Here is a 21,390-nt window from a genome sequence, read left to right as displayed (position 1 = left end):
CCTATAAAATGGAACGGTTTAAAATATCCATCAACGGATGCTGGTCATTGCTTCCCCGCTGGCTCACGTCGTGGTGGAGGGCGTCGGCAATGTAGCGCCTGTACAAATCCAGGAACACGCCCACATTCTGCGGCTTGCCCGTCACCGTCGTAGCCATCTTGGCGGCCAGCAGGCACTTCACGGCCTCCACAAACATTGGCGCATTGTCCGGCAGCGTCTCCGCCAGGGCCAAATCATTGGACAAATACCACACATAGAGGAGAGAATGGCTCTCCTCGCAAATTACCGTGCGGCCGGACATGCGCCAATGCCTGGCATCCACCTTCAACAGCTTCAGGCAATCCTCCGGCACTGTAAACCGTCCATCTTTCTCCGGGCATTCCAATACGGTTTCCTTCGTGGCAAACGACCACGGCCCGTAAGACACCGCCTCCAGCATCACGGAGGGAAACCACAAATCGCACGTTCTGGCCGCAGGAGAATCAAGCACATACTCCTGTTCCCCCAGCAGGGAAAGGCACTGTGAAAAAAACGTCAGCTTGTCCATCCCTCAAAAATCGCATGAGGGCGCACTTCGTTCAAGTTGCCGAGTGTCACTACTTTTTGCCGGAGGTGATTTACAGGCATCTCATGCGCGCGTCATACACCCGAGTAGAATAGTTGACAAAAACTAATTGGTATGTATAAATAAATGTGCGTCCGGGAAGAGTCGGTTCGACTCGCCGCCTGCTTAGGCAGGCCACCCTGGTCGCTTTTTTTTGTAAAATTACAGTCCTTAAAAAATCTCTCAGAACAATGTTCCTCTTTTACGTTGATGAATCCGGAACACCGGAAATACCGGGAGTTTCCGATCATTTTGTATTGGCTGCCATCGGCATTCCGGTGGATAAATGGACAAAATGTGATAAGCAAATCAATCAACTAAAGACCAGTTACAGCCTTTCGGAAGCTGAGATCCATGTCGGGTGGATGGTTCGCCACTACCAGGAGCAGGAGGAAATAGCGGATTTTGAGAAAATGACACCGGCAGAAAGAAGAGAAGCTGTCACAGTTATGCGTGAAAAAATCATTCAAAAACGCAAATCTGAAGGAAAGGACTACAAGCAATATAAAAAGAACTATTCTCAAACGGAATCCTATATACACCTTACTTACTATGAGCGACAGAGGTTTCTTCAGGAATTATCCTGCATGGTTGGGAAATGGTCGTCTGCCAGAATATTTGCTGAAATAATTGATAAAAACGAATACACTCCGAGAAAGCCCGCCCTGACTCCTAAAACACAGTCATTTGAGCAAATAGTTATTCGTATAGAAAAATACCTGAAAAGCATCTCAAACAGGGACGACGGAAGGGGTAAACGTCGTGGACTCATTATCCATGACAACAACCCAAGTGTGGCTCAGCAACACACGAAAAACATGAATTCCTACCATAAAAAAGGAACCTTCCTGGCAGGAGTTCATCATATCATAGAAACACCTCTCTTTGTCGACAGCACCCTGACAGGTATGGTGCAAATCGCTGACTTGTGTGCTTATGCGTTAAAACGATACGCAGAAACTGGAGAAGACGCTCTTCTAAAGCCTTTATTATCCAGAATAGATCGTGTTGGTTCGGATTTGGTTGGAGTAAGGCACTACACGAGCAGAAAATACTGTAAATGCTTCTTTTGTAAACCAGAGCGATTGCCTAAAAGCGTATTTCGAACCAGAAAGAAGTAACCCTTCTCTCAATAAAGCATTCCCCTCAGAGCATCAGGGCGTTTATGCGGCCTCCTCACCTTCTCCGCCACCCCGGCATGTCCGGAAACCATCCCGTGGCTCACCGCTTCGGCAAACGTCCTGGCTGCATCCGCGCCGTGGGAGCAGGCGTCATGCAACGGCATCTCCCTCACGCACCCGTTGGAACCCGGCGGCAGGCTGCGGTAATACTCCAGGGAACCTATCCCGGAAGGATACTTCTGCCCGTCGATCTCCGGGCGCCGGCTGCACCGCTCGTGGAACGTGCAGTAGCGCAGCATATTGCGCAGGGCGTTAATCCCGGTCCATATATCGGACGTACGCGGCACGATTGCCGTGCGGAACCCCGCCTTCTGCAGCACGGCATCAAAGGAAGTCTTGGAATAATCCCGCCTGGACGCATCATGGGGAAGCAGGTGCAGGGTAATGGGGCCGTACTCCTTCTCCCTCATCCGTATCTGCCCCACGTAATAATCAATCGCCTGGTTATTCCCGGCAATGTAATCCAGCACGTAATACTTCCCGCCAATCACCTGCCAGAGCCAAATAGCCATGAAATCGCTCAATCCCAAATCCCAGGAAGCATAAATCGGGGCCACATCATCCGCTTCAAACTCGGCGGCTACCCTCCCCTCGGCCCGGAGGGTGGAAATCCACCTGCCGTAAATGGCGCCCTCCACGGAAGTCTGAAGGGCTTCTTCCGGAACCGTCGGAAACTCCTGCTTCACCTCCGGCCCGTTGGCCCTGTACTGGGTGGCATACCAAGCCTTCTGCCCCTCGGTCAACTCAATGCCGTAGCGCTTCTTTAAATCGGCAAAATACTCCCTCAAAAAATCGTCCAGCCTCGGCTCCACCCCGTCCAGGGAATACTCCCGATGCTGGAGCCAGGAGAAAAAGAAAAACCTGAAATCCAGGCTGGAAAGAGGCTTGCCCACCACCTCCATGGCCTGTTCCATCAACTGGTAGGCCAGTCCAGCCTTGCCACCCTCGTGGGTGGACTCCATCACCACCACGCTATTCTTCCCGACGGCATTCAAAGCCCCTGTCCGAATCTTCTTCGCCCGGGCCGGATCGTGCAGGGCCGTATAGGAAAACTCGGAAATGTGAAGGAACTGGAGGGTGGAACCGCGCAGGTTCGTACCCACATCCACGGAGCCGTTCGTAGACCAGGCCATGCGCTGGGTCCGGCTCTCCACCAGCGGGCAGCTCTCCTTGATCTTCTTTCCCAAGGCAGCCAATGCCCGGTCTTCCATCGTCGGATTATCCGGCAAATAATCCAGATGCTCATACGCGAAAGCGATCTTGCGCAGCTTTGCCTGTCCATCCGGAAGCGTCTTGTCGATAATCCCGCAATGCTGGTTCTTTCCGAACAGGCAAAGGTCCAGCATGTAAATGGCGCAAAACGTGGAAATCCCCAGCTGGCGCACCTTCAGGATAGTATTGCGATACCAGAGGTTATTGAAAAGCTCCTCCTGGGCCCAGTTCGGGCGGAAGCGCACCATCTGCCCGTCCTTGTCCTCAATCCAGTAAAGATGATTCAGCCTCCACCACCGGTCGGCCAGCAGCTCCTTCCAGTCAGGTCTTGTCTCAACAGGCTCTGTCATTGCGTATCAATAGCTAAAAACTCAAGGGGGCGGTCCCGGAAACCCGGATGCCAAACTGCACGCCGCGCCGCCACAGGGAAGCGGGGAGCAATTCATGCCATCCGCGTTCCATCGTCCTGGTCTTTCCCAGCCGATCCCAGGTGGAGCCGTCATTGGAAACCTCAATTCCCGCCGGCGCCGTGTCGGAAGCAAAAAATACGCGCACGGCTGCAGCCTGCCTGTCCTTGCCCATGGACTCCACTACATCCAGCGCGTTCGTCACCACGGTAGAAGTGTAATCCCAGCTCCCTGCATCCACGAACGGGCCGTCCGGGTCAAACACCTCAATAAACCGGCCGTCCTCGCGTTCCGCAATGACGAACAGCAAATCCTCCCCGGTCCCGTTGGGCAGCACCACGGCGTTGGACATCCTGCCTTCGGTCCTGTGCCGGTGCCAGGCATGAACCTGATGCATGGAATTGTAGGTCATCAAGGCCATCGTGCCGTCCGCCAGAGTCATCACGGCACGCGGATGGGGCTTTCTCATGAAATCTCCGGAAGTAACGCCGCCGCCCTGGGCCAGCACATGATCGGCAAACACGGTCAGGTCACGGGAAACGTACCCGTCGGACTCGTAATCGTACCCGTACTGGTACACGCGGCCACCACCGCGCTCAATATACAGCACCTTGTCAGTCGCCATCATGGCCGGAACGTCGGAGGATCCCACAAAGCCGTGGTTGTCCGCCCGCGCGTTGGTGGCAGTCATCACGCCCTGACCACCGGAAACAGCCCACTCGGCATCCGCTGTTCCCAGCAACAGGCGGCTGGACTGGGCCATCAGCCAGCAAATCCGGTTCTGCGTCGTCGTGGAAAGCGTGAGAGCCAAGGCGCTGTCATCCTGTTTGCCCACCTCGAAATTGTTAAGGTCATCGGTCTTGCTCAACCACACCGTCTGCGGCTGGGCCTGTGTGGCAGCCAGGACAAGGCGCTGTTGGAATACATCCACCAGAGAAGGGAACCCGTAGACGTCCCGGAACGCGGCAAAACTCCACATCAGGGACTCCCCGGATGGGGGACGCCCTCCGGAATCGTGGACACATTGTCCCACAAGGAATACTCCGCGGAGGCCGTCAAGTCCGTTACCTCTCCCTCCAAGTGTCCTACACAAGCAGGAATCGCTGCGGAAGCCGCCGGCCACTGGATGACGCTGGAAAACGCATTGACAAAGGGGAGGTAAACCAGGTAAAAGCCATCCTCCGGAACCGTCCAGGAACCGGCAAGGGTCGTGTGCGTGGAAATGCTGTGAGAACCGCTGTTGGGGGTCCAACTTAAATACTTACCGACCATGGCGACCTGCTCGTTGCGCTGGCCGGCGTACATCCAGATGTACCCTTTCAATTTGACGACCGTCCCTGCCGGCAAGAACCGGGTCACCCATCGGGAGCCGGTCTGCTGGTTGGCTCCGATGGAAAAATTCTCGGCGGCCACATCCCACTCGACACGGACAGTCTGCCCTTTGACCAGATCGTCCGTTGTCAGCCCTTTGGGCTTGATGACCAGGTTATCTCCATCCACGAGGACAGAACCTTGGAACGTCCAGCGGCCCTGATCCATCACCAGCGCCTTGATGGAGGGCACCCCGGACTTGGAAAAATGAGCCTTGGCGGTAGGCTCCAGGGGCAGAGAAAAGCGCAGCACGTCGCAGGTGGACACGGAAGCCGGAGCGGGCGCATCCTCCTGGACCTCCGGCTTGACGACGCCGGAAGCCACGCCGGAAAGCTCGGCCTGGCACTCGGCAGCCTCCAGGGTGCTCCCATTATTGAGGGTGATCCGAAATGTATAAAACCCGCTGGAAGGCGTGGTATAAACATCTGTCTTGCTCTCCCATAGCGTTGTGTACTGCACATCCGCAGCGGAATAAGCCGTCAGCTTGACCACCGCGCCGCGTCCCCTGTTGTAGATGTCCGCCCCCAGGTTCACGTCAAATTTTGCTCCTGCAGGAAGGTAAACCGTCCGCATCCCGCGGGCGTCCAGGGCAATGCGCCCGGTCTTGCGTGGCTCCGTCCACCCAAAGCGGACCGTCTGCCCGTCGGCGAGATCATCCGCAGGAATCCCCCTGGGCGTCACATCAATGCCGGCCTTGCCAAGCGTCAGCACGGCGGAAGCTCCCGTCATCTCCACATCATCCACCCACACGCGGCTTGCCTTGATGGAGGATGCCGTACTTGTCAGGTAATGCCGCAGCGTCGGAGTTGCCGGAATCGTGAACCGCTGCACGGTGGCCGGACGGGCGCCGGAACGCAGCTGCAGCACCACGTCCTTGCGGTAGGCGTCCACCACCAGCTTATTGCCGCAGGCGTCAGCGGGGAACCCCTGGCTGGGGTCGGAAGCGTTGGAAAGCTGGGACTCATAGAGCATCAGGCGCAGGTAGCATTCTTCGCCCGCCTCGTCCCCGGTAATCTGTAAATTGGATGCCGCTCCAATCCTGGAAGTGGAGGAACCGAGCAGCTGCCAGTCCTCTTCCGGATAGCGGCGCTCTATAGCGTAGGTTCCGTACCATTCTTTATTGCACCAGAACTTCCACGTGCCCTTGCAGGTAATCGTGTTGGAATGGCAAATGACACCCTTGTGGAAATGGTCCGGGTAATCCGCCGGAGAGGTGAGGCCGTCCACGTAGTGGGTTGCCCCGTTGAAATCCTTGTCGCATGTCCACCAGGACCAGTAACTCCCCTCATTCACGCACAGCTTCTTGCCGGCGGTGAAGGCACTGGCCGTGGTAAAAGCCTTGGCAATCACCCAGCCCTGGCGGATGACCGCCCCTGTACTGTACCCGGTCTGCTGGGGCACCGTCACCTGGATGCGCATCACGTCCCCTTCGTTGGTGACGGCATCGGGATCCTCGGAATGATCACCGAAAGAAATCCTGTAGCATCCGTCATCCAGCGTCAGCCGAACCGGGAAATCCCGGTACTCCTCATACCGCCAGGGGCGGGCCTTAAACTCATAGGGAGCCAGGGAAAACGTGCCGTCGTCATCCCGCTTGAGAACCATGAGCTCGTGTGAGGGACAAGCCAGAAACAGCATGCTGTTGACCTGCTTGTGCCGCAGAGATGCAATGTCGGCCGCCGTCCAAACGGAAGGAAGGGAAGCCACCACATCGCCATCGACGGACAAGACGCGGAGCAGGGCTGGACTTACCTCGACAAGATAACGATCACTGGCGGAATACACGTAGGACACCATCATGGACCCTTCCAGCGCGGCCATCACCCTCTTCATGCCGTGCCGGCGGGAAACTCCACCCGTTTGGGAGACATCCACATTCTCCAATACCGACGCCCCCCGATGATATACATCCAAATCCGGACGCGCGGCAATCCCAGGCGAAACCTCGCCCCCGTTGAAGGAAATCCTCTTCATTTGCCTTCCAATATAAATGGAGGGTGAAAGCTGGCGCAAGTTGCCGAGTGTCACTACTTTTTGCCGGGAGAGCGAAAAGGGCCGCCCCCTTGCAGGGACGGCCCTATGGACAAACCAACGAGGAAGAATTACTGAATGCCGTAGGCAATGGCAAAGACAAGCTTCTTGCCGGCGGTTACTGCCGGCGTGCCGCCCACCTTCGCATAAAGCATCGTCGTGGAATCCATCGGCTTGCCGGAAACCGCCAGGGAACCCTTCGTCAGCTGGTAGGTTCCGGCCGCGGTTACGGTCAGGGAGGCGGAATAAGCATCCGCCATGTCCTGCGTGCCTACGGTCAGCTGCAGCGTCCCCACACCTTCGGAAATAATGTGGGAAAGCTGGGGAGCACGCGGGCGCCGCAGGGAACATTGCAGATGGCGATCAGGTCATCGGCCGCCACGGATGCGGGCATCGTGAATTCCGCCGTAGCCACATGGACCCCGGCTCTGGTATGGATGGCCGCAAGCTGCGGAACTGTTGGCAGACCGATGCGGTCCGCCAGGGCGAGCTGTTTTTCAGCAATGGTTGTTTGATACGTTGCCATGATGATTTAATGTAGGATTGAATGTTTTAAACAAGGGGCTTGCACTTGATCTGCAGGAAGGCTTCTTCGCGCATGCGAGTGGACCCCATGATGGTCTTGAGGCCGATCTGAATGGTATCTTCCTTGTCGGTTCGCTTCTCCACCGTCACCTTGTTCTGCTTCCAGGAGCCGAAATACAGGGAATTCTTCATCCACATGGGGCAGATGATGTTTCCTTCCTCGTCAATCGGCAGATTGGGAGCAATGACGAACTGAATGCCCATGATGGGGTCCAGGGCGCCGTTGGTCTTGCGAAGGGATGCAAAGCCGAAATCGGTCTTCTGCAGGCGCTCGTCATTGATCAGGGCTTCACGCATGCGGGGAGTGATGGCGCAGCACACCTGGTCGCCGTAGGCGTTGGAAGCGTCGTCGAGGATACCGTTCTCCTGCAAGAGCGTAATGCCCCGGTTGAGCTTTTCAATCGTCATCGGGCATTCCTTGGCCGTGCTTCCGGTGTGGTTGACAGGCACGACATTTTCAGCCAGCAGTTCCAGCTTGTCCATGCCGTCGTTGCCGGCAAACGCCGTTCCGAAAATGCCGCCCTTGGAGGGAACGTAAAGGCCGCCCTGCTTTTTCAGGCCGAACAGTACGTCGTCCATCTTGCGGGCCGCGGCATACTTGAGGGCATTGATGGTTTGGGTGACGGGGGCATCCAGACCATGCAGGAAAATGTCGTCGTCTTCATCGTAGCCCAGGTGCTTGGAGAAGCTCACCGGAAGCATCCGGCGCTTGAAGTAGTCAAGTTCATCCAGAACAATGTCCTGCATGCGCCCCTGCTTCTCGTCCAATTCCGTGGTGCCCACGAAGCTGAACTCCTGAAGCTTGCCCGTCAGGCCGGACTTGATCACGCAGAAGCGTTCCAGGCGGGAAGTAGCCTGCTGGATCTGCTCCTGCCACTGGTTGTCGTAAGTCTCCTGATAAAGATCGGAGATGGGAAGGGTGTAATTATTTGGCATGTCTCCATCAGGAGGCATGGACAGGACTTTTGCAAGTTGCCGAGTGTCAATTCAGTTGTAGATTTGACAATTCGCGGAAGGGTTATTGAAATCGAAGCATCCCGGCAGGCATCTTTTTTGTCATACAGGCATTACAAAAGTGTTACAGATTGGCGTAAATATCTGATTGTAATTTATCACAAACCCATCATCCGCTCCATTTTTTGCCTTCGGGGTTATTGCAAACCCCTCATTTTACAAGGCCTCCCTTGGTAGCAGATTGTGTGATATTCAGTCCTATTACATGGTTTTGTTATGCACTATGCTATACATCGACTTTTCGGTGCATAGCAGATTCAAAACCGCTAACACCACAACATTATGGCTGGAATTATCAAAAGAAAAGACACTTGGTACGCCTGTTTCCGAGTTGGAGGCAAACTCAAGGTTCGTACCACCGGCATCAAGAATCACTCCCTTGGTTACTCCAGGCAAATTGAAGAACGCCGCCATGAAAGAAGCTGAACTTCAGGCGCGCATCATTGCAGAAGAGCTGGAGAAGGAAGCAAAAGGGGCACTTCTAAATGCCGATGTTATCGTTTCACTCGCCGGGAACAAGGCCAAGTCCGTCCTGCGAAACAAAAAATACATGCCCAGCGTCAAGGATCATCTGCATCAATGGCTGGCGAACCGTCCCAACCGACGCGCCAATCTTCGTTACGGGAAGGCTATCCGGTGTTTTCTCGACTTTCTGGGACCCAAACAGGAAATGCCCCTGGACACGGTGACGGAGGCCCAGGCGCAAAGGTTCATGGAAAAATATTTGGAATTGCTGAGTTCCAAGACGGTAAGCATTTACCTATACGGTTTGAATGCGGCCTTTCAACAGGCAGTCAACGAACGGCTTTTTCCGTACAATCCTTTCAAGGGGGTGCGTCCCAGCAAGATCAACCGTGCCGATGCTACCGAAAGGCGCGCTTTCACAGTCGAGGAAGCTCAACGATTGACCGAAATCCTGCCGGGAGAATGGCCCGACATGATACGCGTCTGCCTTTATACGGGAGGCCAGCGTTTGGGCGACATCGCTACCCTCCAATGGAAGCAAATTGACATGGAGGGTGGAATCATTTCGATGACGACCCAAAAAACCAAGAGACACATGAACAACCCCATCATCTTGCCTTTGAAGGAAGTGCTGGACAGACGACTTGCCAACCGTGCGAGCGATTACGTATTTCCGGTAGCGGCAATGCGTCACGCGCAGGCGGATCATACGTCGAGCAAACTTTCCATCGAATTCAACGCTCTGCTGAAGAAATTCGGATACATTGAAAAGAATCCTCCAGCAGCGAAAGGAAACAGGCGGAGACTTGCACCTCTGAGTTTCCACAGTCTGCGCGCAACGGCAGTTACTGTTCTGCGTCTGGCGAATGTTCCTGCGGACTTGTGCCGGTTCATTGTCGGGCATGATCCTCCTTCTGCCAGCGGGGATCGGCAAGCATCCGGACCAGAGAAGCACGGCGGGATCGGACCTCCGGCAGGTCGCCATGGCGCCAGCCGGGGGCATAGGCATGCAGCGGAAGTTCTTCCGGTTCCGCATCATCCAGGCAGGAGGCGTCCTGCATGAAAGGAAAGGCTTCCACGGCATACCCCAGCCGGAGGAAGTCTTTTTCACCTTCCAGGAGTTCTCCCGGCGTCTGGAGCAGCAAGCAATGAAGAGGCATATTCATGGAGAGACAGGGAAACAGTCCCTAATCCTACTGATTTATTCCAAGAAAATCCACCATGAAAATGATACCAATCTCTCATTGATATTCTAATTCGACGCTTATGTAAAATTATCTCTACAAAGGGTTATCAAGTAGTTTAAGCAAATCCCGGGCTTGCTCATGCCCTTGCTGGGCCGCTTTTTCCAACCACTTCCGGGCTTCTGCCTCATTTTCTTCCGTTCCCCTTCCTAGTTGATAAAGCACACCCAATCGAAATTGCGCGTTAGCATTCCCTGATCTGGCCGCTCTTCCATACCATCTGAATGCCTCCTGATCATTCTGTTCTACTCCGGAGCCTTCCTGGTACATCCATGCCAGGTTATATTGAGCATCCACATGCCCTTGTTGAGCCGCGGCAGAAAACCATTTCACAGCCTCCTGAGCGTTTTGGGGAATACCATTTCCTTGAAAATACAACATTCCCAAGTTATTTTGGGCATCAGCGAATCCCTGTTGAGCCGCAAGGGAAAACCATTTGACCGCTTCTTTTAAATCTTTTTCAACTCCTTTTCCCTGGACATACAAAGTACCCAGATTATTTTGGGACGGAGCATATTGTTGCCTAGCCGCAGCAGAAAACAACTTGAAAGCTTCCCGCCAATCCTGTTCAACGCCCTGACCTTGCGCATACAATACTCCAAGATTGTGTTGCGCTGGAGCAAACTGCTGCAGGGCCGCAGCAGTATACCATTTCACGGCTTCTTTCCAATTTTGCTCCACTCCTGTTCCTTTTTCATAAAAAGCGCCCAGATTGTACTGAGCCGGAGCACATTGTTGCTGGGCCGCAGAAAAAAACAATTCAAATGCTTTTCTCAAGTCTTCTTTAATCCCTCGACCTTGAGAATACAACACGCCAAGCTCAAGTTGAGCCGGAGCATATTGTTGCTCCGCAGCTTTTGAAAGCCACTTGAATGCTTCCCTATCATCTTTTGCAATCCCCTGTCCTTGTGAATACATGATTCCAAGATTACACTGGGCTTTAGCATCTCCCTGTTGAGCCGACTTTTTTATTGAATCTATCTGCGCAATACTAGAACAAGAAGATGTCTGAGACATGGCAGAAGGAAGAGCCGCTTCCTGGGAAGGATATGCAACCGAAGTCAAAAAAAGACATGCAAATATGTTATATATATAAAATTTAATCTCCCTTCGCTTCAACAGAGAAGGGAGATTAAGAAATGGAATAGCATCAGGATAATTTGACATTACGATATACATATATCATAACACCAAAATATCAAGCATTTTTTAGAAAGTAATACTTATCCCTCCAAAAAACGTATATCCTACATGTCCTCCATTAGTTGGAATGTTAACATTTCCACCAACCCTCCATGAACCACCTCTACTGCCAAAAGAACCACTGGCACTTGCCCCGAACCCAACGCTTGGGATGGCTCCTTGGACTGGGCTGACATTTCCTCCTGTCGTAATCCCGTTTGAACCTATGTTCACGGTACCAGTTGCAGATCCCCCCATCCAGAATTTCCGATAGGGTGTGTAAAAGTGCCAGTGAAACTAATTTTAGTCCCTTGGTCTCCAGAGCCATCACCGCCACCTTTTCCCTTATCTGTTCCTCCAGTTTTTGAAGTAGTCTTCCCCAAACTATCTTCCGCCTTTTTGGCGATCATCATGGCAATTTCTTCCAGTTTCTTTTCCAGATCTTTGCCGATTTGGGTACAAACTTCATCCGGAGTTCCTTTGGGAGCATGCTTTTTACAAAATGCAATACATCTCTGCTGGGCTTCTGCCCGAGCCTTCTTCTCCAGTCTTTCTTTAAGTTGCTTCAAGACATTATCAAGCTCAATTAATCCAAGATAATCTATCGACAACTTATTACTTACAAAGCAGTAGAGATTGAACCCGGCATTTTCCGCCATCGGATCGCGGTTGATCCAGCGTCCATCAAGTACGTTGTAGTAGCGGTAATTGTAGTAAACCAGCCCAAGGTCGTCATCCAGATATTCGCTGGAGAATCGGAACGGATTGATCTCCGCCGCGTTTCCTTCCATCTTGATGATGTCTCCATAGGGGCTGTATTCATACAAGGCGCGCCTTCCTCCCTGGATGCCGAACAAGGCCGTCGTGTTCTTGAGCAAGTCGTGCGTGTAGTACAGGTCTTCCTGATAAACACCGGCTTCGTCAAAGACACTCATGGCAAGGATGCGAGTCGCTACGGACTCCATCGGGTCCCACAGATAGGTCTTGCGCAGGATGGGAGAGGCCGTCTCCGTCTCATTGGTGGCGTCCAGTTCCGCTACCTGCAAATAGCCCACGTAGATGAAACGCTTCCTGGACACCAACGTGTTCCCGTCGTAGACGGTCTTCTCTACACGTCGGTTCAGGTAGTCGTACACGCATTCAATGCGTTTAGTGTCCTTGGTGAAGGCTGTAGCCTGATTCTGAGCGTTGTAAGCTACCGTCCAAATTCCGGTTGCGGTTTTTACCAGGGTCTCGTTGCCGTCTGCATCATATTCCGGGAAAATTCTCCCGGCAGGGAGGCAGGTGCCGCATCGGGAATGGAGTTGATGATGACGTGAGGACGGACGGACGTGTATTGGTTGAGCGGATTGGTTACATAGATGACCATGTTGCCATGTTCCAGGGATGTGGTCCGGTTGCCCATGTTGTCATAATGGTAGCTATAGCTTCTGCCGCTGCCCAACGAATCGGAAATCACTTCACTGCGGTCATTGTAAGTGTAGGTATGAACAAGATCCGGAGTAGGAGTATTGAAATAATCCTTCTTCGTCGCCGGGCGTCCCAGTGCGTCATACGTGTAATCCACCTTGGCCGGGTAGTTCTGACTTCCTGGGCGCAGGTAGTCCATCTTGACCACCAGGTCCCGCTTCTCTTCCAGCGTGTACCATCTCTTCAGCGTATTGGGATAGTTCAGCGTCTCCAGCAATCCGTTGGCGGCATTGTAGCCATAGGTAAACGGAGTCGCCACCGCGTTGAGGGAAACCGTGGAAGGCCTTCCTGCGGAATCATACCCCCAGCCCGTTTGCAGAACAGTACTGCCTCCGTATTGCAGGCTGTAGCCTGAAGCTCGCCCGTAGGCGTCCTTCACTGCCGCTAGGGAACTTTCTACAAGTCCCAGCGTGCTTTCCCCTTCCACTTCCCCGTACTGGTTGTAGGTGAAGATGCGCGTCCCGCTGGCATCGGTAATGCCGGTGAGCTGGCCCAGATGGTTATAGGCCGCCGTGATGGAGGGAGTGCCGTCGCCATAAGTCTCGCCTGTCAGCAGCCCGGTCAGGACGTCATAGCTACGCGTCATGACGTTTCCTCTTCCGTTCGTAAAGGTGGAAACACGGTTGAGCGTATCGTAGCTTGTGTCCTCGTGGGTTTCATCCGCATAAGTCTTGCGGGTGGGCAACCCCGTAGCGGCGTTGTAAGTCCAGGCCGTCATGTCTCCATCCGTTCGTTCTCGCGGATCAGTCGTGATAGCTTCCGAGGAACCGCGGAACGTCGTCAGGCCGGTGATCTGGTCCGCATCGTTGTAAGAGAACACGGCTGGCTGAATCGCCGTTCCCCATTCGGCCTCCTTGCGTCCCCTGGCGTCATAGGCATAACAAGCCGTCTTGCCCATGGCGTCGGTGATGCAGGTAGGCTGGTCCAGCGGCTGCCCGTAGGCATAGGACGTGCTGTTTTCCGCGGCATCCGTCACGGAAAGGAGGCGCAGGGCTGTATCGTACACTTCCGTCGTGGTATTGCCGCGGCTGTCCGTATAGGCCATCGTCATGCCTTGGGCCGTATAGGAGTGGCTCTGGCTGGTGGAAATTCCTGCATAATCGGTCACAGTGGTGGTAAAACCGTCCACGGTATGAATCACGGCTGCATCCGATACTCCGGGCTGGGTCACTTTCCGCACCCTGGCGGCAGGTTCCCCGTATTCCGTCCAATCGGCGCTGTCATGCCCCCTGGCGTCCGTCGTAACCACCTTGCTTTCCAGCACGGGGTTCAATGAAGAAACCAGCGTAGCTTCCTTCCGGACAATGGGCGTGCCTTCCGCTGCGTATTCCGTCGTCGTGACAAGTCCGTAGACGCCCTCTTCCCGTTGTTCACGGGTGTAGGTATATTCCATAACCCGTGAATTGAGCGTGGTCGGTTCATCGGAAAGAGCGACGGTTTCCTTCGTCTTGTTGCCAAAGGAATCATATTCATACAGGGTGGGAGCCAGTGTTTCAAGCTGGTCGCGGACAAGCTGGCCTTTGGCGTTGTAAGTCAGATGGCGGTAATTGCTTCCATTCCTCGTATGCACCGTTGCCACACGGATTTGCTGGCCGAAGCCGTCCGTAATGACGCGTCCCCGGACAACGCGCGCCGTCCCGTTGAGAACGGTCGTTGTCACGCGGAGGCCGTCGCTTGCCATATCGGTTTCAAACTTGAGGTCCTGCTGGCCCGTCCCGTGCTGGCGCAGGATCGTTCCATCCGCATGGCGCTGGGTGATGAGCGTTCCTCCCATGGGAGTCGTGACGGTTTCCGTCAGGCCATTCGCGCTGTAGCTGTGAGTGGTTATCCGTCCCAGAGAGTCTGTCTCGCTGGTGATGCGTCCCAGCAGGTCGTAGGCCGTTTCCGTGGCGACGCTCATGGCTCCAGTGTCGGTCCGAGTCGCAGTGGCCCGGTCCAGGGCATCCTTCGTGTAACTGACGATGGTTTCCGGAGTTGTCGCTGTAGCGGAACGGATCGTCTCAACCAGCAGCCTCGCACTGTCGTAACCGTAGTCTGTCCGCACGCCGTCTTCATCCTTTTCCCAAAGGATGCGTCCGTCGCAGATGGATTCCTGTTCGGAGACGCGCCCGTTGCCACGGGTGCGCTTCGTCCAGCGGTTCATTGTGTCAAATTCATAGTCCGCGCTGTCCGTAAGCGTCCAGGTATTGTCGGAAAGCAGTACATGGCTTTCTTCCCTCACCGTATTGCCCTGAGGGGTAATGAAGGAGACTTTTCTGACGCTCAATCCCGGAACCACTTCTCCGTTGACGCGGGTTTCCTGCGTTTCCGTATAAGCGGCTCCATGCTGCGTCGTGGCGGCATATTCATAATGGGTCTGCACGCCATTGACGGCCTGGGTCATCTTGGTGCGGCCCTGCGCGTAGCTGTTGGGAGCGCTCCCCAGCCACGTTTCCTGCACTTCGAGCTGGACGGTCTCCGTCTCAAGAGCGGTCGTGCGGATTTCCACGCGCCTGACATGATCGGCTTGGCTGTACGTGTAGGTTTTCTTCCACAATTCAATGGGGTTATTGGAACCGTCGCGCATGAGGCGGCGTTCTTCGGCAACATCGCTGCTTACTTCGCTGTCTCCATCCCCGGTCACATACCGGTATGTCGTGTCCTGGGATTTGCCGCCGCACCAGGGCTGCCTTTCCAGCGTCAGGCGTCCCAGCATGTCGTAGGACCATTCCCATACGCCTCCATCCGGGCGCGTTTCCTTCTTCTTCCTGCCGTAGTAGTCGTATTCATAGATGGTCGTCTGTGCAAGATCGCTGCCATAGCCATCCACTTTGGTAAGAAGCAGGTCGCCATAAGCCGTCGTCTGGTACACTTCGCAGACATGGGAGGCGGCAGCTCCGTCTTCTCCCCTGGAAACCGCCGTAACGAGCTGCCAGGTATCTTTCTCCAGTTCCGTCCGCGTCCGGCGGGTCACGATGGCTTCAGCATCCGTTCCCTGCGCCATGTTCCAAGCTTTGCCATTAAGCCACCATTCCGTTTTGAAATCCAGCCTTCCCGGCGTCTGTTCGGTGACGGAGAAACGGCCCGTGGCGGCATCTCCGGCCATCACGAACTTCTTGAACGGTTGTCCCATAACAGTGTAAAGCCCCTGTTCATCCTGCCCGGTAATCTGGGAAGGAGTGTAAAGGGCAATCGTATAGCCGTCAGCCGTGACGGCTTCAATGTTGAGCAGGCCGTCCCAGAGGTTCCATACCTGGAGGAGGTCTCCTGCACTGTCCCTGTTGACGCGCAGATAGGCGCCAATCTGCTCGGCTGTGTAAATATTGCCCCACCTGGTCGTGTAGGAAACAAGGGCTCCGGTTCTGGCGTTATACACGGCAACGCTCTTGTCCGTCTTCATCCACTGGACGCACAAAACACCGTCCACCGTTGTGAAGAAGGCACGGTTCCCGGAAGACGTAAACTCGCCGACGATCGTCAGCGTTTCCCTGTCCACTTCACATTGAACGCAAACACGCCCGGCTCCCGTGACAATATCAAACGTGCCTCCAGCCACAATGCCGACTTCCGGAATATCCAGGAAGCTTGCCAGCATGGAGTCGTAGCAGAGGGCATGGGGATGGTTCAGCCCATCGGTGGAATCGGTCGCCAGCAACTCAATGGAGCCGGTGGAAATGCCGCCCAGCCCGCGGAAATGGCCGAAGTCAGCCCCCCAGTACATCAGGGAAGCGTCGCTGATTGCCTGTGCGTTTTCACCTCCGGAGGAAGTGTTCCCAAAAACGGAAGCCAGGCTCCTTGATCTTCCTGCCGGGGGCGGAGGGCAGCCCCCTCCTTGACCATCAAAATTGCAACAATCACAGGTTGGCTTTTTCTTACCGCCTGCGGTAGCGGGGCCTTCCTTGTCTATATAGGCTTTAAGATCGTAATCGCAGATGGAAAGGTTTTTTTCCTTGGGATCGTAGTCGATGTTGCTCTGTTCCACATGCAAGGTGTATTCACCGGATTTCAAGGTGAACTCACCGCTTTCCTGGGTCCATTTGGCATGTCCTCCCTGCGGGCCTTCTCCTCCAGAAGTCATGTCGATGGTTTGTTCCCCTACGGACATCTTGCCCCAGTCATCCACGGTAAGGGTCATGTTGCACGTCGCTTCCAGCGGTTCCGGGGATTCGGGGACAGGATTCTCCGTTGTTGGCTCGGGAACGGGGGCGGAGGGTACCGTAAAAGAGAAATCAACGGTCTCCATATGATCACCGCTGTCGGACGGCCCTCCCTTATAGTAGCTGCCGGAAGAGGAGAAATCCCAGATAACATGCCAGGGTTTGGGTTCAGGTTCGGGTTCCTCATTCAGAACCATGGCTCTTCCACGGGCTGCTTGAACCATTTTGGGGCTGGAATACCACCTCTGGTAGACGGGAACGGAGGAAACTCCGTTCTGAATGTTCATGGAATTATTTGTTTTCATGATTTTAATTTAATTTGTTGATGTTGATATGATAGTGCAGCCGCCCTGGAAAATGCCCGGAAGGCTGGCGGCTGCCAGGGACCTTTCCGGGAGAAATAAACAGAAAAAAAAGTGCAGTGGGTTATCTCCCTCGGCAATTCATGGGGTGTGATAGCATAACGTTGGATATTTTGTAAAATAATGGATTTTTTGTATTGTCTGAATAATTGATGATTTTTACTTTACAGACAAACATCCGGACACGTTATGCTATCGCACATTTATACCTATGCCTCTTTGCAGGGCATCAGGAAGACGGTCTTGTTGTCCAGGCGCGTGGCACCCAGGGCCAGCTTTCACGGTGATCTGTTCGCGCACGTCCACGTATTCGGAACGGGCCTCCACGCGGAACTGCGCGTCCCGCCACACCCGAACTTGACGCGCGAGCGCAGCCACGCGCAACAGAGCCGGTTACCCTGCTCATCAATGGGCAGCATGTTGGTCACCAAAAATTTCACCTTCAAAAACTCGTTGACTTCCCCATTAGTCAGGGAGGAAAAGCCGTAGTTCCTGTTTTGTGTTTGTTCCATGAGCACCATATCCATGTGCTGCTTGGGGGAAATAGCCACCACAATGTCGTCCCCCTTTCCGGCGCGCCAGGCGTTGATGATCTGGTAACGGCACTTAAGTTCGGCAATCTTGTCGAGATCATACCTGCAACTGTCCTGGTGCCTTTGGCGACAAAATCCACCGGGATCACCTGGAAGGAGTTTTCCGACGTGTCGATGGCCTCCACCGTGGAACCGTCATCCCCCGTATAATTGATTCCAAAACTTCCGCCGCAAATGCCTTCCTCCTGGGTGCGGATGCGATAGGTGTTGTCCGTGTCCTCCGTCATGCCCAGAATCACCTCGTCGTGCATGCGGGAGAGGGCGTTGCGCTGCTCGCCCATCAATTCCGCGGCCCGCAGGTCCAGCGTATCCATTTCCAAACAGCCAGGGGAATATCAACAGCATCACCAGTTCCAGGGACGGCATGCTGAGTTTCAGCCGTTCCTCCAACAACCTCACCATCTCCCAATACGGAGTCTCCCAGGTTTCCAGGAATGTTCGCGGAGAAGCCGTCCCGCAGGGAGCTCCCGTCAAGGTTTATTCCTACGAGTGGAACCCCGTCAAAGGGGCGATGATCATTACAAGCCGAAGCCCCCCTCCGGAATTCCGCCAGAAAGGAAAAATTGGACCATACCCATCCATTTTCCGTTCTTACCCGTTTTTCTACACGGAGCCGTCCCCCGGGAAACAGAAAACTGGGTTGAGACAATGGAATCCCCTTAAGTGGCATTAGCAGCGTTCATTTTCATTCCTGGCAGATAATACCCCGCAGCCGGAGAGCCATTCCGGGCGTTCTGCCCGTATGCTCCTGCTTTGCCGCTCAAAAAAGCGCCAGCATGAAAGCGGACGGCCTTTCCCATTCCATCCGGAAAGCGGTAACCGCTGTTAAGACAGACTCCGGCACCCCTATCTGCACCATCTCTTCAACGAAAGAGCTCTTTTTCTGGTCGTTCAGATAAGGTCGGTGTCGGCACTTCTATACGCCGTCCCAATTCTCAACCCGGAATAAACCAATGAATAATACGACTCAATCAGGGACCTCTCCAACAGGTCCCGCTACAACCAATAACGCTCCGGCGGTAAAATCCGTCCTTCGCATGGGGGTATTTACGCTCGCCATGATTAACGTTTCCGCCATTGTCAGCTTGCGCGGCATGCCGGCGGAAAGCACGTACGGACTCAGTTCCGTTTTTTACTATATTTTTGCAGCGGTCTTTTTCCTGGTGCCCGTCTCCCTGGTAGCCGCGGAACTCACCACCGGATGGCCGCAGAAAGGCGGCGTTTACCGTTGGGTAGGCGAAGCCTTCGGCAAAAAATGGGGGTTCCTGGCTATCTGGCTGCAATGGATTGAAAGCACCATCTGGTTTCCGACCGTGCTAACCTTCGCCGCCGTCTCCCTGGCTTTCATGGGACCCGGACAGCGATGGGATGAAGCTCTTGCCGCCAACAAGTGGTATGTGCTCATCGTGGTGCTGTGCGTGTACTGGGCGGCTACCCTGCTCAACCTGCGCGGCATGAAAACTTCCGCAGGCGTCACCAAATGGGGCACCATCATCGGAACCATCATTCCGGGCGCCATCCTGATTCTGCTGGGCCTGAGCTATTGGGCCGGAGGCAACCCGATTCTGCTGGACATGAGCTGGGACAAGCTGATACCGGATATGAGCAATTTCAACAACCTCGTTCTGGCCGCCAGCATCTTCTTGTTCTATGCAGGGATGGAAATGTCCGCCGTGCATGTGAAGGACGTGAATGATCCCGGCCGCAACTATCCGCTGGCCATTCTGATTTCCGCCATCATTACGGTACTCATTTTCGTTCTGGGCACGCTGGCCATCGGCTTCATCATTCCGAACTCCCAGATCAACCTGGTGCAGAGCCTGCTGATTTCTTATGACAGTTACTTCAGCTTCTTCGGCCTCGGCTGGATGAACTGGATTCTGGCGCTTGCGCTGGCCGTAGGCGTTCTGGCCCAGGTAACAGCGTGGGTGGGAGGTCCTTCCAAAGGCTTGTACCAGGTAGGCTTGGCTGGCAACCTGCCGCCCGTCATGCAGAAGCGGAACAAGAACAACGTCCAGATGGGCATCCTGCTCATTCAGGGCTGCATCGTCACCCTGCTTTCCATCATGTTCGTGATCATGCCTTCCGTGCAGTCCGCCTACCAGATTATTTCCCAGCTTACCATCATCCTGTACCTCATCATGTACATGCTGATGTTCGCCTCCGGCATTTATCTGCGCTACCGGGAACCGAATACGCCCCGCACTTTCCGCATTCCCGGAGGCAAGACCCTCGGCATGTGGATTGTAGGCGGCCTCGGCTTCCTGGCCAGCCTGGCGGCCTTCCTGGTGAGCTTCATTCCGCCGAACCAAATTACCGTCGGCAGCAATACGATGTACATTATGCTTCTGGTGATAGGCACCTTCATCTTCGCCGGCATTCCTTTCATCATCCATGTCATGGCCAAGCCCTCCTGGAAGCGGCCTGTGGATCCTGAAGACGCCTTCGAACCCTTCGGATGGGAAAAAACCAATGGAACCCATTCTACAGTAACCCCAATCCATACCATATCCCATGAGTAACGTCCCTTCCAATGAACAAATCCAGACGGCTGTGGACAACGCGTACGCCTACGCCAAAACGGTCCAGGGAGGCAAAAACGCCTCCTACATCCCCGCTCTGGCGCAAGTCCCCTCAGACTTGCTGGCGATTGCCGTAGTCACTGTCAACGGAGATATCCTGACCGCAGGCTCCGCGGACACGCCCTTTGCCATTGAATCCATCTCCAAGGCCTTCAACCTGGCCTACGTCATGGATCTGATCGGAATGAAGGAGCTGCGCACGAAGATCGGGGCAGACCCCACCGGGGAGCCCTTCAACTCCGTGATGGCGATTGAGCTGCACGGCGGCAAGCCCCTCAACCCCCTGGTCAACGCAGGGGCCATGGCGACAGTCAGCCTGGTCAACGGTTCGGACTCCGATGAAATATGGGCGAACATGATCCATAATTTCAACAACTTCGCCAATACGGCCCTGACCGTGAACCAGGAGATTTACAAGTCGGAAAGCGCCACCAACCAGCACAACCGCGGCATCGCGTGGCTGTTGGACAGCTACGGCTATTTTTACAATACGCCGCCCATGATCGTGGACCTGTACACCCGCATGTGCTCTCTGAACATCACCACCTCCCAGCTGGCGCTGATGGGCGCCTGCTATGCCAACGGGGGCGTCAACCCCGTCAGCAAAAAGCGGGTGGTGAAGGATGAGAACGTTTCTCCCATCCTCGCGGAAATGTGCATGTCCGGCCTCTATGATTCCACAGGGGACTGGATGTACAAGGCAGGCGTTCCGGCCAAGTCCGGCGTGGGCGGCGGCCTGGTGGCCGTGGTCCCCGGCAAGATGGCCATGGCGGCCTTCTCCCCGCCCCTGGACCCCGCCGGAAACACCGTCAAGGGCCAAGCAGCTCTTCAATCCATTATCAAGGAATTGAATCTGAACCTTTTCCGGAGCTAATCCGGGATGAGAAGGTAAACCCGCGGAGCCAAGATCCGAAAGGATACCCGCGGGTTTACTGTATCCCGGCCACACGA

The 21,390-nt window shown here is 54.7% G+C and carries 16 protein-coding genes; 4 read left to right on the top strand and 12 right to left on the bottom strand.

Annotated features, from left to right (window positions below; translation table 11 throughout):
- Window position 1 precedes the first annotated feature (1 nt).
- Window positions 2-547, bottom strand: coding sequence for a hypothetical protein (locus PVA48_RS11410; protein WP_215709495.1), 546 nt, complete (start codon window positions 545-547; stop codon window positions 2-4).
- 248 nt (window positions 548-795) lie between these two features.
- Here PVA48_RS11410 and PVA48_RS11405 point away from each other — a divergent pair, with 248 nt between their 5' ends.
- Window positions 796-1,725: a DUF3800 domain-containing protein gene (locus tag PVA48_RS11405; protein WP_215709494.1), complete on the top strand. Its 930-nt coding sequence runs from the start codon at window positions 796-798 to the stop codon at window positions 1,723-1,725.
- Window positions 1,726-1,733: 8 nt separating this feature from the next.
- Here PVA48_RS11405 and PVA48_RS11400 read toward each other — a convergent pair whose 3' ends face one another.
- The 6 genes from PVA48_RS11400 to PVA48_RS11375 form a co-directional block, all read right to left on the bottom strand.
- Window positions 1,734-3,347: a hypothetical protein gene (locus PVA48_RS11400; RefSeq protein WP_215709493.1), complete on the bottom strand. Its 1,614-nt coding sequence runs from the start codon at window positions 3,345-3,347 to the stop codon at window positions 1,734-1,736.
- Between the two features lie 13 nt (window positions 3,348-3,360).
- Window positions 3,361-4,383: a hypothetical protein gene (locus PVA48_RS11395; protein WP_423231759.1), complete on the bottom strand. Its 1,023-nt coding sequence runs from the start codon at window positions 4,381-4,383 to the stop codon at window positions 3,361-3,363.
- Window positions 4,383-6,608, bottom strand: coding sequence for a hypothetical protein (locus tag PVA48_RS11390; RefSeq protein WP_423231758.1), 2,226 nt, complete (start codon window positions 6,606-6,608; stop codon window positions 4,383-4,385). The genes PVA48_RS11395 and PVA48_RS11390 overlap by 1 nt, the downstream gene beginning before the upstream one ends.
- A 269-nt stretch (window positions 6,609-6,877) precedes the next feature.
- Window positions 6,878-7,102, bottom strand: a complete 225-nt coding sequence (locus PVA48_RS11385; protein ID WP_423231757.1) for a hypothetical protein — start codon at window positions 7,100-7,102, stop codon at window positions 6,878-6,880.
- Entirely contained in the window at window positions 7,084-7,332 is a 249-nt protein-coding gene (locus PVA48_RS11380) for a hypothetical protein (RefSeq protein WP_423231756.1), read from the bottom strand. Before PVA48_RS11380 ends, PVA48_RS11385 begins: the two co-directional genes overlap by 19 nt.
- A gap of 26 nt (window positions 7,333-7,358) precedes the next feature.
- Window positions 7,359-8,327, bottom strand: a complete 969-nt coding sequence (locus PVA48_RS11375) for a phage capsid protein (protein WP_102731745.1) — start codon at window positions 8,325-8,327, stop codon at window positions 7,359-7,361.
- A 301-nt stretch (window positions 8,328-8,628) separates the two neighbouring features.
- On the opposite strand from PVA48_RS11375, the gene PVA48_RS11370 reads away from it, so the two are divergent.
- Complete coding sequence (locus PVA48_RS11370) at window positions 8,629-9,933, top strand: tyrosine-type recombinase/integrase (protein WP_423231755.1); 1,305 nt, start codon at window positions 8,629-8,631, stop codon at window positions 9,931-9,933.
- Window positions 9,934-10,150: 217 nt separating this feature from the next.
- Here the strand turns inward: PVA48_RS11370 and PVA48_RS11365 are convergent, their stop codons facing one another.
- The 5 genes from PVA48_RS11365 to PVA48_RS11345 form a co-directional block, all read right to left on the bottom strand.
- On the bottom strand, window positions 10,151-11,281 hold the full coding sequence (locus PVA48_RS11365) for an SEL1-like repeat protein (protein ID WP_418378925.1): 1,131 nt from the start codon (window positions 11,279-11,281) through the stop codon (window positions 10,151-10,153).
- Window positions 11,282-11,526: 245 nt separating this feature from the next.
- Window positions 11,527-12,432, bottom strand: coding sequence for an RHS repeat domain-containing protein (locus PVA48_RS11360; RefSeq protein WP_423231754.1), 906 nt, complete (start codon window positions 12,430-12,432; stop codon window positions 11,527-11,529).
- A gap of 86 nt (window positions 12,433-12,518) precedes the next feature.
- Complete coding sequence (locus tag PVA48_RS11355; protein ID WP_423231753.1) at window positions 12,519-17,207, bottom strand: sugar-binding protein; 4,689 nt, start codon at window positions 17,205-17,207, stop codon at window positions 12,519-12,521.
- Window positions 17,208-17,542: 335 nt separating this feature from the next.
- Complete coding sequence (locus tag PVA48_RS11350; RefSeq protein WP_423232525.1) at window positions 17,543-17,815, bottom strand: phage capsid protein; 273 nt, start codon at window positions 17,813-17,815, stop codon at window positions 17,543-17,545.
- Window positions 17,734-18,171, bottom strand: a complete 438-nt coding sequence (locus PVA48_RS11345) for a hypothetical protein (RefSeq protein ID WP_102749433.1) — start codon at window positions 18,169-18,171, stop codon at window positions 17,734-17,736. Before PVA48_RS11345 ends, PVA48_RS11350 begins: the two co-directional genes overlap by 82 nt.
- Window positions 18,172-18,810: 639 nt before the next feature.
- On the opposite strand from PVA48_RS11345, the gene gadC reads away from it, so the two are divergent.
- Window positions 18,811-20,379: a putative glutamine/gamma-aminobutyrate antiporter GadC gene (gadC, locus tag PVA48_RS11340; RefSeq protein ID WP_257228589.1), complete on the top strand. Its 1,569-nt coding sequence runs from the start codon at window positions 18,811-18,813 to the stop codon at window positions 20,377-20,379.
- Window positions 20,372-21,313, top strand: a complete 942-nt coding sequence (gene glsA, locus PVA48_RS11335) for a glutaminase A (RefSeq protein ID WP_022397049.1) — start codon at window positions 20,372-20,374, stop codon at window positions 21,311-21,313. The genes gadC and glsA overlap by 8 nt, the downstream gene beginning before the upstream one ends.
- The last annotated feature ends 77 nt before the right edge of the window (window positions 21,314-21,390 follow it).

This window comes from Akkermansia sp. JRP_AM1 (assembly GCF_049262625.1).
GTDB lineage: Bacteria > Verrucomicrobiota > Verrucomicrobiia > Verrucomicrobiales > Akkermansiaceae > Akkermansia > Akkermansia massiliensis.
This window is presented reverse-complemented; position numbering and strand designations above follow the sequence as displayed.